Below are 14,121 nucleotides of genomic sequence, written 5' to 3'. Positions count from 1 at the left end.
CCTACGCCTAGCCCTACCACTGACAACCCGCCCCTAACCCCTAACCCCTAACCCCCCACCCCAAGATCGCGACGATCTTGCGCGAACTGTTGGGGGTATGTCCGGAAAGGGCGTGTGGTACCCGCAGTCCACGCAAGATCGTCGCGATCTTGGTCAGTGGTCGCGGAGGAGGGAGCCGGCGCCGTGGATTTTGTCGGCGATGTTGTTGTCGCGTAGGGCCATCCACCAGGTGGCGGCGTTGATGGCGATGACCGGCTTGGCGAGCCAGCGCTCTGCCTCGTCGGCCAGGCGGACCATGGACAGGTTCGTGCCGCACTGGACGATCGCGTCGACGTCGGGGCCGTCGACCTTGCGGATCGCGTCGCGGAGTTCGTTCTCGGTGACGTGGGCGATGGCCACCGCCGTGGGGCACTTGAGGCCCTCGATGGCGGTGACCTCGAAGCCGATCTCGCTGAAGAACTTGACCACGTTCTGGTCGCCGACGGGCTGGTAGGGGGTGACGACGCCGATGCGGCGGGCACCGTAGATCTTGAGGGCCCGCTCGCAGGCCTCGGCGCCGGTGGCGACCTCCAGGCCGGTGATGGCCTTGATCTGGCGGACGAACTCGCGGTTGCCCTCGACGCCGCCCCAGAACGTCTCCGCCGACATGCCCATGACCATGTAGTCGGGCTCGCAGGTGAGCACCCGTTCGCAGGCCGCGCCGATTTCGTCGCGGATCTGCACCAGCAGGTGCTCGAAGTTCGCGTCGTCGGACAGGTCCTGGTTGCGGATGTGGATGCGGGAGAAGTGCGCGGTCACGCCCGGCACGGTCATCGAGTAGAAGTCCGGCTCGACGATGGTGTTGGTGGACGGCGCGATGACGCCGAACTTGCGCCGCCAGCCGAGTGCATCGGTCATGCCCGCTCCTCGCTTCGCTCGTTGCCGGCATGGACGCCGGTTGACATGATTCGCTCGCTCATGCCGCCACCTCCACGGGACGAGTAGCGGCGGCGGTCGCCGCGCGGACGGTGAGCAGGGCGGCGGTCAGGAAGACGGCCTGGGCGAGGGTGTTGGTGCCCTGCTCCAGCCACTGGAAGCCGAGCGTCTCGTGCTGCGGGTGGTTGCGCAGCGGCACCAGCGAGGTGACCGCGACGATGCCGAGCACGTACAGCGCGACCGCGCCCCAGGCCCGGCGGCGGCCGGCCAGCACCGCGCCGAGCACGCTGATCGCGGTGACCCCGGTGGTCGCCGCGACGAACGCCGGCTGCACGCTGCCCGACGCGACCGCGGCCCCGGCGACCCCCACACCCACCAGGGCGTACGGCCACCACGGCGCGCGCCGCCCCCGCAGTGTCGTGTGCAGCGACCACAGCGCCAGCAGTGCACCGGTCGCCATCAGCGGGAACAGCGACTGCTCCAGCCAGCGCACGTCCGAGCCGAACGCGGACAGGACGAGCTTCCAGGTGGACTTCGCCACCCCGCCCAGGCCGATCAGCACGGCTCCGACCCGGCCGATCGCGGCGACCCGCCGGTCGATCGCGGCGGAGGCCCCGCCGAGCAGCCAGAACCCGGCCAGTGCCAGCAGCGTGGGGACGTAGTCCTCCAGCGCCATGATCACCGGGTAGTCGTTGGTGTTCACGCGTCCTCCCCGAACACGTCACGTTTGCGGAACGCGGTCAGGAAGCGTACGAACGCCTTGCCCCGGGTCAGCCACGCCACCCGGGCCCCGTTCTTCGCCCCGGCCAGCACCTTTTCGGCCAGCCACGGGGTCACGGTCTCCACCCGGTCCGCGAGGATGTTGAAGATCTTCTTGGCCTGCGCCAGTTCCTCAGGTGTGTAGTCGTGCGTGAGCAGGTCGGTGACGACCATGCCGGGCGACAGGTGGTGCACGGTGACCCCGGTGCCCTCGACCTCTTTGGCCAGGCTGTCCGTGGTGTAGGTGACGGCCCGCTTGGTCGCGCCGTAGACGGTGAGGCCGGGCCGCAGCATGCCGTTGGAACCGAAGCCCTCCATGTTCCACAGCGCGCCCGCGCCCTGGGCGGCCATCCCGGCCAGCACGACGGCACTGGCGTGCAGCAGGGCGCGCAGGTTCAGGTCCACGGTGGCGTCCAGCGCGGCGGGGTCCAGCTCCCACAGCTTGCGGCGGGCCGGGGACATGCCCGCGTTGTTGATCCAGATGTCGACCCGGCCGTGCCGCTCGACCGCCGCGTCCCACAGCCGCTGCACGGCCGCCCGGTCGGTGACGTCGGCGACCACGCCGAAGGCCTGAGGCACCTGCTCCTCGGCTCGTTTGACGGAGTCGACGGACCGTCCGCAGTAGACGACCCGCGCGCCCCGCGCCGCGAGTTCCCGCACCAGCCCGAGCCCGATGCCCCGGGTCCCGCCGGTGACGACCACCACCTTGGTCATGCCGTCGCCGCCCGGGTCGCCACGACCGCGGAGTGCCGCGCGCTCATGCCGCGTCCTCCCACTCCAGCAGGCCGTGCAGGACGCCGTCGAGCACGTTGCCGTCGAAGATCTCGTAGACGACGGCGAGCCGCTTCCCGGCGGACATGCCGGGCTCGGCGTCGATCATGAACTCGCGGTACTTCACCTTCGTCACGTCGGTGAAGTGCAGGGAGCCGAACGCGGCGCGGCCGAAGGCCACCGCGTTGCCCCAGGCGTCGGGGCCCTCGTGGAACAGCCGGTTGCCGTCGCGCCGGGCCGACGCCGTGGCGGTCCGGTGCAGCGCCCCGGACCAGGTAAGGGTGCGGCGGGTGTGCAGCAGGTCGACCGGTTCGAGGCTGATGCGGACGTCGACCGTGCCGCGGGGTTTCTGGTCGGCACCCCAGAGTTCGCAGCTGCCCGCGTACGCCCCGGATTGTTTGGTGGGCATGATGTGCGGGACCGGGCCGCGGCGTGTCTCGGCCGCCAGGAAGTCGGTGACCCGGGCCTGGGTGGCGGGGTCGTCGTCGTGGTCGGTGCTGCGGGTGTAGACGCCGTTGAAGCAGCCGACCACCGACCAGCCCTGGTAGAGGACGGAGGAGTACACCTGGGTCTGGCCGTCGGGCAGGATCTGGTTCCAGGTGTTGAGGTCGACCTGCCAGCCGGGGCCGTAGTAGTGCGAGTCCACGAACGAGCCGTAGGGCTGGCCGGTGCCGTAGAAGTCCGGCCCGGTGTACACCCGGTCGTCGTCGGCGTCCCGCACCCCGAACGCGAACGGCGCGCCCAACCGGAACTGCCCGGCCAGCGGCCCGCCCCCGGTCAGCCCGCCGTCCATGTAGTACGTCGTCACGCCGTCGTCGAAGACCGAGCTGCGGCGGATGTCCTCGTAGCCGCACCAGGTGCCGGTGGCGTCGAACAGCGACGGGCGGCCGTGCCACTCGCCGGTGATGCGCCGCTGCCACTCGCTGGGCTCAGCCATTGGCCACCAGCTCGGCCCGGATCGCGTCGGTGGTCTCGTCGCCGAGCAGCCGGGACACCTGCGCCCAGACCGGGTCGACGTCGCGACTGAAGATGTTGGCGCGCACCGCCGCGTCCCGCGCCGCCAGGTCGACCCCGGCCAGGCTCGGCAGCCCCTTCTCGACCAGCGTCGACCAGTGGTCGGCGTACGCGTTCACGTACGTGTCGATGCCCGCGAACGCCTCCTCGGTGGCCCGGTTGACCAGCATCCACGGCGACATGATGGCGCGCTGGCGGGGGCCGATCGCGGCGGGGGAAAGGCCCTCGGTCGCCGAGGCGGCCTCGAACACCGGGGTCAGCGGGTGGAACGCCGCGTCCAGGTAGGCCAGGTTCGCGGCCAGGTCGGCGCGGGGGATCAGGTCCAGGTGGAAGGCGTGGTACGAGCCGCCGTACACCGAGTCGAGGGTGAAGTGGGGGACGGCCGAGTCCTCGGGCGTGAACGCGAAGATCATGTGGCTGTCCAGGTGGATCATCGGGACCACCAGGCCGACGTACACGACCTTGGCGACGGCCTCGCCACGGAAGACGCGCACCGAGCCGACCGGGGCGGGCGACATCGGGCTGGTCAGCTCGGCCAGCGGCGTCTCCTGCGCGACCAGGTCGGGGTGGCGGGCGAGGATACGTTGCAGGGTGCGCTCGCACAGGTCGGCGGGCAGGCTCACGGTCACTCCTCAGGGGTGGAATCGGACTCGGCCGCGGCGGCCGCGTCCCAGGCGGCCTGGACGGTCGGGTGCTCGCCCCGGGCCTTGTGCACCCAGGCGCGGGCCAGCTCGGGGTTCTCCCGGCGGGCCGGGGACGCGATCACGGTCGCGGTGCGGCGCGGCACGTCGCCGGTGATGCTGTCCTCCTCGGACAGCAGCCAGCCCTTCTCGGCCAGCTCCTGGCGGCGGCGGCGGTAGTGCACCGCGATCAGGTCGCTCTTGATGTGCAGCTCCGCGCCAAGGTCGAAGGGCAGCAGCTCGGGCCGCACCTTGTTCACGACCTCCGCGTCCTCGTAGAAGATCTTCAGAGTGCGATTGATCGCGTTCTTGTCGGCCCACTTGCCGGTGAAGAAGGTGCGCAGCGCGACCCATTTGACCAGCGTGGTGGTCTCGTCGACCGGGATGTTGGTGTCGTAGATGATCAGCTCGCCGATCGGCAGCCGCACGTGCAGCTTGATCATGTTGGGCAGCATCCAGCCGGCGGAGGTGCGCACCGGCGGGCGGTTGCTCAGGTCGCCCCTGTTGCGGTTGAGCGCGGCCCAGATGCCCTTCGGCCGCGGCGGGTACAGGTCCACCGTGGCGAACGCCGACCACTCGTCGGGGGTCTCCAGCTCGTACTCGGCGACCTCGGGGCGCTCCGGGTTGCCGAACGCGCCCGCGTGCACGAACGGCGCGTGCGCGATGTCGCAGCCGTTCTCCAGAATGCGCTCGTAGTTGGCCTTCCAGAGGAACTCGCCGGTCACCGCCCGGAAGCGGCCGCCGTTCTCCTTCAGGTCGTCGAACTCCGGCCAGACCGGGATCGGCGGGCGCTCGGACTCCGGCAGGTCGCCCATGAACACCCAGACGAAGCCGTACTTCTCCTGCACCGGGTACGAGTCGACGCGGGCCTTCCTCGGGATGGCGCGGCCGGGCAGGTTCGCCGGGATCTTCGTGCACTGGCCGTCGGCGTCGTACTCCCAGCCGTGATACGGGCAGACGATGCAGCCGTCCTTGGTCCACCCGCCCGACAGCGCCGCGCCGCGGTGCACGCACAGGTCGGACAGCGCCACCGGGCGGCCCTTCGGGGTCCGGTAGAGGGCCAGGTGCTGGCCGAGCACGGTGACCCGGGCCGGCTTGACGGTGACCCGGTCGGCGAACTCGACCGCGTACCAGAAGTTCTTCAACATGGCTTACCTCCGCTGGATCGACGCGACGCCGCCGTGGCCGGCGAGTTTGTCCCATTCGGTATACGACGCCTGGTCGCCGGTCAGGTGCATCCGGCAGAACGTGCCGAGCAGGCCGGCCAGCAGTTCGCGGTGGGCCGTCGGGTCGCCGTCGGCGGTCTGGTCGAGGAAGGCGCGCGCGGCGGTGTGGTCGACCGGGTGCACGATCGCGAAGTGGTTCGCCCCGGCCAGGCGTACCAGCGCGTTGTCCCCGCCGCGGTCGGGCAGCGCCTCGTCGAAGGTCCGGGTGATCGGGTCGCGGCGGGTGGCCGCGTCCTCGCCGTAGCGGTCCGCCGAACCGTTGATGACGCCGTCGTTGGTGCCCGCGACCAGCAGCACCGGGCAGTCGGCCTGGGCCGGCAGCACGGTGCCCGCGGGCCAGCCCAGCATCGTGGCGACCATGGTGTGCGCGCCGTAGGTCGCCACGGCCTTGACCTCCGGCACGAACCGTGCGGACTGGAGCGCGACCGTGCCGCCCGCCGAGTGTCCGATCAGGGCGACCCGGTTCAGGTCGAGCAGTCCGGCGACCGGCCCCGTCATCGCCGCGAGGGCGTCGAGCACCGGACGCAGCGAGGGCGTGGTGGGCCGCTTGCCGTAGCCGTCGGGCCGGGCCGCGTCGAGGTCCACGCCCGGCGTGATGCCGTGCAGGCCGCCGAACAGCGTGCCGACCCAGTCGTAGGTCACCGCGACGACGCCCTGCTCGGCCAGCCGCACCGCCAGCCAGCGGTACGCCTCCTGGCCCACGTTGACCCCGGACACGATCACCGCCACCGGGTACGGGGCGCCGTCCGCGTCGGCCGCCATCACGCCGGACAGGCGTTCGCGGTCCGAGCCGTCCGGCCGTGCCGGGTAGTAGACGCGCAGGTGCGCGGTGTCGAACGGGGCCTCGTGGCCCGGGATCGTGGTGGCCCACCAGACGGAGCGGATCACCTTCACGGCCGAGCCAGCTTCCGGTTGCCGCCCCACAGGCCGCGGACCAGCTTGTCCGTGGTCTCCTGGCCGAAGAAGCGCACACCCATCACGTTGGCCGGGTCGCGCTCGGCGATGTTGCGGCGCATGCGCAGGTCGGTCTCGGCCAGCGCGGCGCGCTCGTGCTCCGGCACCGGCGGGGCCTCGTCGACCCAGCGCAGCCAGCGGTCCACGTGCTCGTGGGTGAGCTTGCGGACGATGTCGAGGTTGCGCGCGCTGCGGCCGAACGAGTAGCAGTACGCCGTCGGGCTCAGGCTGGCGCGGATGAAGCCGGCCCGGCTGACGAAGTACTCGAACTCGGGGTCGGCGCGGTGGGCCAGCCAGTCGGCGTCGAGCGGGGCGTAGTAGCTGTCGTAGTACGCGCCGTCGGAGATCAGGTTCACCCGGGGCACGGAGTCGAGGTAGAACCAGCCCTCCGGCCACACCAGCAGGGCCAGGCCAAGGTGCGGCACCTTGACCTGCGGGCCCAGCCACACGGTCAGGTGCAGGTTGGCGAAACTCGCCGACGGGTTGCCCAGCCAGGAGTGCACCATCCAGTCGACCTCCGGCCCGCTGTACGCGGCCAGCGAGCCGCCGGGCCCGTCCGGGTACTGCCCGTACGACTCCAGCTCCAGGGTGGACGGGTCACGCCGCAGCTCGAACCGGGCGTCGATCTTCGCCTTCAGTTCGGCCAGCAGCTCCTGGTACAGGTGGAACGTCTCGTGCACGTCGACGACGGGGGAGTTGTCCACCATGTCCTCGACGTGCCGCAGGGTCTCGGCCACTGGCGGTCTACCTTTCTGTGAGGGCTTGCACGAGCCGCCAGGGGCGGCCGTCGACGAGGTCCGTCCGCCGTGACACCTGCCGGTTGGCGGCCTGTGCCGGCGCGACGTCAGCCCGCCCCGACACCTGCCCGGCGGGCACGGTGGTGACGACCGGATGACTGATCCGCCCCGTGAAGGGCCCCTGCCAAGCGGTCCACAACGTGAAATCAGGCGACAACGCGAACACCGCACTGTCCTGCTCGACCGGCGCCACGGCGACCACGTTCAGCCGGTTCTCCGCCGCCCGCTCCGCCAACCCGAGGCTCAACTCCCACTGCTCCACAGCCTCGAACGGCACCGCCACCACATCGGCATCAGCGAGCGCCGCCAGCCGAAACACCTCAGGAAAGATCGAGTCCACCCCCGCCACCATGGCCAGCCGCCCCCACGGCAACCCCACGACCCGCACCGCCCCCTCCTCGCCGCGACGATCTTGCGTGGACTGTGGGGATGACACGGGCGTTTCCGGCGTATCGGCAACAGTTCGCGCAAGATCGTCGTGATCAAGGGGGTGGAGGACGGGTTGGTGGGCGACTTCGCCGTTGGCGTCGACGAGGACTGGGCCGGTCGGCGTCGCCGTGACCGCGTGGGCGCTGGTGCCGTCGAGGGCAGCGGCCAGCAGGGTCGGGTCGGTTTGGGTGGTGACGATGAGGCGGGCGCCGGCTGCGGCGGCGCGGGCGGTCTCGCGCACGACGGTCGCGGTGTCGCCGCGGATGACCGCGACGGGCAGGGTTTCCGCGCCGGATCCGTGGCGGCGGCCGGTCGGCGGGGCGGCGATGGGGGCGTAGAGCTCCGGGCGGCGGGCGGCGAAGATGTCGGTGCCGTCGGGGCGGCGCTTGTCGTCGGCGAGCGACGGGTCGATGTCGGCGATCACGACGGCCTCGCCGGTGCGCGGCCCCTTGGCCACCACCGTGCCGTCGGGGGCGACGATCTGGCTCTCGCCCGCGCCGTGCAGCCACTCGGCGGGCACGCCGAGCGCGGCGCTGAGCCGGGGCAGGTGCTCCTCGGGCAGCAGCGGGCCGACCTTGTTGGCGGCGACGACCCACACCTTGTTCTCTGCGGCGCGGACCGGGATGTGCAGGCTGGCCTCATCGGTGGCGAAGGAGTTGAGGCTGTTCAGCAGCACCTGCGCGCCGCGCAGGGCGAGCCCGCGGGCCACCTCGTTGATGACGCCTTCCATGCAGGCGTACATGCCGAGGCGGCCGAGCGGGGTGTCCAGCACCGGCCCGACCTCGCCGGCCGGGTCGAGGTGGTCGTTCTCCGCGCCCATCAGCGTCTGCTTGTCGCACTGGCCGAGCACCGCGCCGTCCGGGCCGAACATGAAGTTCGTGCCGCCGGTGCGCCCGTCCGGGTGCGCGTGCGTGACGTTGATCTTCACGTACGCCTTGTGCTTGCGGGCGCGCTCGGCGACGGCGCTCAGGAACGGGTCACCGGGCCGGGTGGCGATGCGGTGCGCCTCGGCCCGGTCGGCGTAGTAGGACAGGTGGTTGCAGAACTCGGGCAGCACGATCAGCCGCGCGCCCTGTGCCGCGGCCTCGTCGATCAGGCGCAGGCAGGCGGCGAGATTGGCGTCGACGTCCTGCGACGCCGCGAGCTGCACCGCGGCAACCCGTACTGGAGCCATGTGGTGTCTCCGGTTCCCCTAGCGAAACGCTGTTTCCCGAAACTACACTTGCGGGGGCGTTTACAACAGGGGTCGACCGGAGGTCGTGATGCTTTCTCACGTGGTGCTGATGACGTTCACCGACGCAGACGATGCTGCCAAGGCGAAGGATCTTTTGGAAGGGCTGGTCGGGGCCGTTCCGCAGGTCCGAACGCTCCAGGCGCACCTGGACGAGCTGCACACCCCGGTCTCGGCGCACCTGTGCCTGATCACGACCCATGAGGACGAGGCCGACCTGCGCGGATACCAGGAACACCCGGCGCATCTGGAGCTCGCGCAGTGGCTGCGGCCGCGGCTGGCCGCCCGGGTGGTCGTCGACTTCGGCAGCTGACGGGCTCAGCTCAGCGCGGCCAGGAAACGCAGGCAGCGTTCCCAGGTCAGCTCGCTGGACGCGGCGTCGTAGTCGGGTGAGGCGTCATCGGTGAACAGGTGCCCGCCCGCGTACGTGAACACCTCCGGGTGCGTGCCCAGCCGGGCCATCGCCATCTCCCACGCCATGATCGCGTCGGCCGACTCGTACTCGTCGCGCTCGGCGACGTGCAGCTGGGCGTCCAGGCCGGACGGCATCCGGCGGGGCGTGCCCGCGGTGCCGTGCAGCAGGAGCAGGCCGCCCACCCGCGGCTCGCGCTCGGCGATGGCCTGCGCGAAGCTCGCGCCCATGGACAGCCCGGCCAGCACGCCACCCCCGGGCAGGTGCGCCGCCGCCTGCCGGGCACGCTGCTGCACCACCTCCGGGCCGATCTCGTTGAGCAGCGCGAAGCCCTCGTCGACGGTGTCCACCACGACGCCGTCGAACAGGTCGGGCGTCAGCACCGTGTGCCCCGCGGCCCGCAGGCGTTCGGCTGCGGTCAGCACGGCCGGGCGCAGCCCGATGACGGAGTGGAACAGCAGGACGTGGGCCATCCGCCCATCCTGACAGGCCGCCCCGACGCCGCGCGCGGCACCGATCCGCGAATCGACGCAACACCGCGAAACGCCGTTTCCCTGCCGGTCGGTTCGGCTATAGCGGAGTCATGACTGCTCACCTGGCACGACGTCCGGCAGCGCAGTGGTGGGCACTGGCGGGCTTCTTCGCGGCGGTGCTCGCGGTGGCGCTGGTCGGCGGGCTGGCGGTGGCACGACCCGCCGACGACTACGCGGCCCTGGTCCGCCCCGGCTGGGCGCCGCCGTCCTGGCTGTTCGGGCCGGTCTGGACGGTGCTCTACGCGATGATCGCGGTGGCGGGCTGGCTGGTCTGGCGGCGGGCCGGCTGGGGACCGGCCATGGGGGTGTACGCCGTACAACTGGTCCTCAACGCGATCTGGACGCCGCTGTTCTTCGGCGCCGGCCAACGCGGCCTGGCGTTCGCCGACATCGTGGCACTGTGGCTGGCCATCGGCGTCACGGTGTGGCTTTTCCACCGGATCTCCGCCGTCGCGGCGTGGCTGCTCGTGCCCTACTGGCTCTGGGTCACCTTCGCCACCGCCCTCAACCTCGCCATCTGGCAACTCAACTGAACCGCCACCCGCCACCCTCCGCCCCGCCGGGCCGGCCAAAGGCCGCAACTCCTAAGGAGTCGCGGCCACCGGCACGGGCCGAGGCCGCGACTCCTTAAGAGTTGCGGAAGGTTCGGGTCAGGCCTGCGGCGTCCACTCGGCGCGGCGGCCCAGGTAGGCGAGCAGTGCCGTGGTCGGGTCGGTGTCGGTGGGCACGGGCAGTTCGGGGGCGTACGCCCCGTAGGCGCGCAGCGGCTCGACGATCTGCTTCGCCACCGTGAGCAGCTGCTCGGCGTCCGGTGCGGTGAGCGGCGAGGGCCGGCCGGTGGCGACGGCGATGTCCCAGGCGTGCACCGCGGCGTCGAGCGCGCACGCGCCGGCGGCGACCCACAGCGGCAGCGGGCCCTGCGGCAGCGGCACGGGCACCTGCTCGGCGTCGGCGTCGACGGTCGCGAAGGCCGCCGCCGACGCGGTGAGGGCCTGCTCCAGCAGGGCGGCGGCGTCGCCGTCGATGCGGCCGGAGGGCTGGAACGGGTCCTCGCTCGGCCACGGGCCGCCGGTGATGGCCGCGGCGAAGCCGATCTGGTCGCCGGTCGCGTGCTGCAGCACCTGGGTGACGTTCCAGTGCTCGCAGGGCGTCGGCAGGTCCCAGCCGTCGGCCGGGATCCCCGCCACGGCCGCGCGCAGCGCGCTGTGCGCCGCGCCGAGCAGGGTGATTGCGTTCGTGCCAGTGATGGTGGTCATGGCTCCGCCCTTCGTCTCGGCAATTCCGGAACGGAATGCCTCGTTCCGTTTCAGGATAGCAGAGCGGAACGATCCGTTCCACTGTTATCCTGAGCCGGTGACGGAGACGGACGCGGCCCCGCTGTCGGGCCGAAAACAGCAGGCGGCGCGCAACGACACGGTCATCCTCGACGCGGCCCGGGAGGTGTTCCTCGCCGATCCGAAGGCCCCCATCGCGGCCGTGGCCGAACGCGCGGGAGTCGGCATCAGCGCGCTCTACCGCCGCTATAGCGGCAAGGAGGAGCTGCTGCGCCGGCTGTGCCACGACGGGCTGCTGCTGTTCACGGCTCAGGCGCAGGCGGCGCTCGCCGAACCGGACCCGTGGCGTGGCCTGACCGGCTTCCTGCGGGAGATCGTCGACGCCGACGTGCACTCGCTCACCGTGCGCCTGGCCGGGACCTTCACACCCACCCCCGAGATGGGCGCGACGGCCCGCCGCTCCGGGGAACTGGTGGCGCAACTCGTGCAGCGGGCGCTCGACGACGGCAGCCTGCGACCCGACGCCGTGCTCGCGGACATCACGCTACTGCTGGAGAGCTGCGCCGCGGTCCGGGTGCCCGACCCGGCGCGCACCCGCGAACTGCGCGCCCGGCACCTCGCGCTGCTGCTCGACGGCCTCGCCGCCGACCCCGTCCGCACCGCGCTGCCCGGCCCCGCCCCGACCGCCGCCGAACTCAACTGGCGCTGGCGCACCCCCTGACCGGGTCCGCCGCGCCCGCGGACCCGGTCCACGCAACGGCCCGGTCCAGCCGTCGACCCGGCCGACGCGCCGACCCGGTCCAAATGCACACCAAGGTCGCTCGACTTGCCTGGCACATGTGGGTATTCGGGCTCAAGATGCGCACGAGTGCCAGGCGAGTCGGGCGATCAACGCCGCCCGCGGCCGCGCCGTCCGGCGTTCGGCGACCTGGTGGTGCGGTCCGGCACGCGCGTCGTGATCTGCGGTGTCCGGGTCGGAGTCAGCGGAGGTCGGTGAGCAGGGACTGGCCCTGGGGCCAGGAGCCGAGGCCGGAGTCGGCGTTCAGGTGGCCGCCACCGGGGACCACGACCAGGCGGGAGCCCCACGCCTGGGCGAAGGCCTCGCTGCGGGGCAGGGCCGCCCACGGGTCGTCGTCGCCGGCGACGAGGATGCTCGGGAAGGGCAGCGGCACGAGCGGCACCGGCCGGAAGTTCACCAGCTCGGCAACGTCCGCGGTGTCCACATCGGCGGGCGCCACCAGCAGCGCGCCGCGCACCCGGGCGGTGTCGCCGCCGCGGGCCACCCAGTGCGCCACCGTCACGCAGCCGAGGCTGTGCGCCACCAGGACCACCGGCTCAGGCGCGGCCGCCACCGCGGCGGCCAGCGTGTCGACCCAGTCGCCGACGAGCGGGTGGCACCAGTCGGCCTGCTCCACCCGCTGGAATCCCAGCTCCTGCTCCCACCGGGTCTGCCAGTGCGCCGGGCCGGAGTTCTCGAAACCGGGCAGGATCAGCACGCTCGTCATCCCGGCAGCGTAAGCGGCGACCCGCCCGGCCGGCCCGCCCGGGCCGGTGCCTGGTCACGACCGTGGCAGACCGGTCACGCCGACGGGTACGCGTTCGCCGCCGCGCCCGCGCCGCCCGCCCGGAACGCGGCCGGTGCGTGCACGACGCAGGTCTGCGCGTACTCGGCGATGCCCTCGTCGCCGTACTCCCGGCCGTAGCCGGACCGTTTCACGCCGCCGAACGGCGCGCGCAGCGACATGCCGGTGCGGTTGTGCGTGTTGACGAACACGAACCCGGCCTCCAACCGCCGTGCCACGGCGAACGCCCGCTCCTCGTCGGCCGACCACACCGACGCGCCGAGCCCCAGCTCACCCGCGTTCGCACGGGCCACGAGGTCGTCCTCGTCGCGGTAGGACAGCAGCGGCACGGTCGGCCCGAACTGCTCCTCGGCGACCACCGCGGCGTCCTCGGGCACGCCGGTGACCAGCGTCGGCGCGACGAAATGCCCGGCCCGCAGGTCGGTGCCCGGATCGGCCCGGCCCACCGGCAGCGCCCGCCCGCCGCGCGCGACCGCGTCCTCGACCAGCCCGGTGATCCGGGCCGCCGCCTCGGCGGTCACGACCGGGCCCATGCTCACCCCGGCGGCGAGCGGATCGCCCAGGCACAGCACCTCGTCGGCGGCCTGCCGGTATGCGGCGACGAACTCGTCGTGCCGGGCCGCGGGCACGTACAGCCGCTTTGCTGCCATGCACACCTGCCCGCTGGTCGCGAACGAGGCCATGACCAGCCGCCGCATCGGTTCCGGGGACAGGTCGGCGTCAGCGAGCAGCAGCACCGGATCGTTGCCGCCCAGCTCCAGCGTGGTCGGCGTGGTCTGCGCCGCGGCCGCCGCCGCGACCACCCGGGCCGTCGCCGCGCCGCCGGTGAACGCGACCTTGCCGACCAGCGGGTGCCCGACCAGCGCGGCGCCCGCCTCGGCGTCGCCGTGCAGCACCTGCAGCACCGCGGCCGGCAGCGCCGACGCGAGCAGCCGCACCGTGCGGTCGACGGCCAGCGGGGCGAGCGGCGACGGCTTGACCACGACCGTGTTGCCCGCCGCCAGCGCCGGGGCGATCTTCAGGAGGGACAGGATGATCGGGGCGTTCCACGGGGTGATCGCCGCGACCACGCCGTACGGGCGGCGGCGCAGCAGCAGCCGTCCCGCCGCGTCGTCGAGCGCCGTGTCCGCGAGCACTCGCGGGGCCCGGTCGGCCACCCAGCGCAGAAACGTCAGCGCGAAACCGAGCTCGCCGCGGCAGTCCGCCAGCACCTTGCCCGACTCGCGGGCCAGCAGCTCGGCCAGCACGGGCAGGTCCGGCTCGACCGCGTCGGCGGCGGCCCGCAGCGCGGCCACCCGGTCCGCGACGTCGGTGCGCGCCCAGCCCCGCTGCGCCGCGTCGGCGGCCCGCACCACGGCGTCGACCCGGGTCGGGTCCGCGACGGGCACGGTGCCGACCAGCTCGTACACCCGCGCCGGGTTGTAGCGCGCGATCCGCCCGCTCATGCCACCTCCCCGCCACGAGCGACCCGCGAGCCCGGCTGTCTTCCGCGCGTGAGCCGCGAGCCTGGCCGTCCTCCGCGCGCGATCCGCGAGCCCGGCTG

16 protein-coding genes are annotated in these 14,121 nt (G+C 72.5%); 3 read left to right on the top strand and 13 right to left on the bottom strand.

The window, feature by feature from the left end; all coding sequences use genetic code 11:
• Nucleotides 1-153 precede the first annotated feature (153 nt).
• From HAV39_RS25365 to HAV39_RS25325, 9 genes are read right to left on the bottom strand one after another with little or no spacing between them, the layout of a single operon-like run.
• Nucleotides 154-897: a maleate cis-trans isomerase family protein gene (locus HAV39_RS25365; RefSeq protein WP_191841652.1), complete on the bottom strand. Its 744-nt coding sequence runs from the start codon at nt 895-897 to the stop codon at nt 154-156.
• Between the two features lie 58 nt (nt 898-955).
• Nucleotides 956-1,618, bottom strand: coding sequence for a hypothetical protein (locus HAV39_RS25360; RefSeq protein WP_191841651.1), 663 nt, complete (start codon nt 1,616-1,618; stop codon nt 956-958).
• Entirely contained in the window at nt 1,615-2,388 is a 774-nt protein-coding gene (locus HAV39_RS25355) for an SDR family oxidoreductase (protein ID WP_191841650.1), read from the bottom strand. Before HAV39_RS25355 ends, HAV39_RS25360 begins: the two co-directional genes overlap by 4 nt.
• Nucleotides 2,389-2,431: 43 nt before the next feature.
• On the bottom strand, nt 2,432-3,382 hold the full coding sequence (locus HAV39_RS25350) for a hypothetical protein (protein ID WP_191841649.1): 951 nt from the start codon (nt 3,380-3,382) through the stop codon (nt 2,432-2,434).
• A complete protein-coding gene (locus HAV39_RS25345) occupies nt 3,375-4,082 on the bottom strand; it encodes a hypothetical protein (RefSeq protein WP_191841648.1) in 708 nt (235 codons plus the stop codon). Before HAV39_RS25345 ends, HAV39_RS25350 begins: the two co-directional genes overlap by 8 nt.
• 2 nt (nt 4,083-4,084) lie before the next feature.
• On the bottom strand, nt 4,085-5,287 hold the full coding sequence (locus HAV39_RS25340) for an aromatic ring-hydroxylating dioxygenase subunit alpha (RefSeq protein WP_191841647.1): 1,203 nt from the start codon (nt 5,285-5,287) through the stop codon (nt 4,085-4,087).
• A 3-nt stretch (nt 5,288-5,290) separates the two neighbouring features.
• Entirely contained in the window at nt 5,291-6,259 is a 969-nt protein-coding gene (locus HAV39_RS25335) for an alpha/beta hydrolase family protein (protein ID WP_191841646.1), read from the bottom strand.
• Nucleotides 6,256-7,056, bottom strand: a complete 801-nt coding sequence (locus HAV39_RS25330; protein WP_191841645.1) for an oxidoreductase — start codon at nt 7,054-7,056, stop codon at nt 6,256-6,258. Before HAV39_RS25330 ends, HAV39_RS25335 begins: the two co-directional genes overlap by 4 nt.
• Before the next feature lie 7 nt (nt 7,057-7,063).
• Nucleotides 7,064-8,719 carry a carbon-nitrogen hydrolase family protein gene (locus HAV39_RS25325; RefSeq protein WP_191841644.1) on the bottom strand — a complete coding sequence of 552 codons (1,656 nt, stop codon included), beginning with the start codon at nt 8,717-8,719 and terminating at the stop codon, nt 7,064-7,066.
• Between the two features lie 88 nt (nt 8,720-8,807).
• Between HAV39_RS25325 and HAV39_RS25320 the strand changes: the two genes are divergently transcribed.
• Nucleotides 8,808-9,089, top strand: coding sequence for a Dabb family protein (locus HAV39_RS25320; RefSeq protein WP_191841643.1), 282 nt, complete (start codon nt 8,808-8,810; stop codon nt 9,087-9,089).
• 5 nt (nt 9,090-9,094) lie between these two features.
• Here the strand turns inward: HAV39_RS25320 and HAV39_RS25315 are convergent, their stop codons facing one another.
• Complete coding sequence (locus HAV39_RS25315; protein ID WP_191841642.1) at nt 9,095-9,661, bottom strand: dienelactone hydrolase family protein; 567 nt, start codon at nt 9,659-9,661, stop codon at nt 9,095-9,097.
• Nucleotides 9,662-9,771: 110 nt separating this feature from the next.
• Between HAV39_RS25315 and HAV39_RS25310 the strand changes: the two genes are divergently transcribed.
• Nucleotides 9,772-10,254, top strand: a complete 483-nt coding sequence (locus HAV39_RS25310; RefSeq protein ID WP_191841641.1) for a TspO/MBR family protein — start codon at nt 9,772-9,774, stop codon at nt 10,252-10,254.
• A 117-nt stretch (nt 10,255-10,371) separates the two neighbouring features.
• Here the strand turns inward: HAV39_RS25310 and HAV39_RS25305 are convergent, their stop codons facing one another.
• Nucleotides 10,372-10,977 carry a TIGR03086 family metal-binding protein gene (locus HAV39_RS25305; RefSeq protein WP_191841640.1) on the bottom strand — a complete coding sequence of 202 codons (606 nt, stop codon included), beginning with the start codon at nt 10,975-10,977 and terminating at the stop codon, nt 10,372-10,374.
• A gap of 97 nt (nt 10,978-11,074) precedes the next feature.
• Between HAV39_RS25305 and HAV39_RS25300 the strand changes: the two genes are divergently transcribed.
• Entirely contained in the window at nt 11,075-11,716 is a 642-nt protein-coding gene (locus HAV39_RS25300; protein ID WP_239120939.1) for a TetR/AcrR family transcriptional regulator, read from the top strand.
• A gap of 259 nt (nt 11,717-11,975) precedes the next feature.
• Here the strand turns inward: HAV39_RS25300 and HAV39_RS25295 are convergent, their stop codons facing one another.
• Together HAV39_RS25295 and HAV39_RS25290 are read right to left on the bottom strand one after the other, a co-directional pair.
• Nucleotides 11,976-12,500 (bottom strand): RBBP9/YdeN family alpha/beta hydrolase, encoded by a 525-nt coding sequence (locus HAV39_RS25295; protein WP_191841638.1) that lies wholly within the window; start codon nt 12,498-12,500, stop codon nt 11,976-11,978.
• Nucleotides 12,501-12,574: 74 nt separating this feature from the next.
• On the bottom strand, nt 12,575-14,023 hold the full coding sequence (locus HAV39_RS25290) for an aldehyde dehydrogenase family protein (RefSeq protein ID WP_191841637.1): 1,449 nt from the start codon (nt 14,021-14,023) through the stop codon (nt 12,575-12,577).
• Between the last annotated feature and the right edge of the window lie 98 nt (nt 14,024-14,121).

It is taken from the genome of Catellatospora chokoriensis, from assembly GCF_011297315.1.
GTDB lineage: Bacteria > Actinomycetota > Actinomycetes > Mycobacteriales > Micromonosporaceae > Catellatospora > Catellatospora citrea.
Note: the sequence above shows the minus strand (reverse complement) of the source record. Positions and strands in the feature narration are given on the sequence as shown.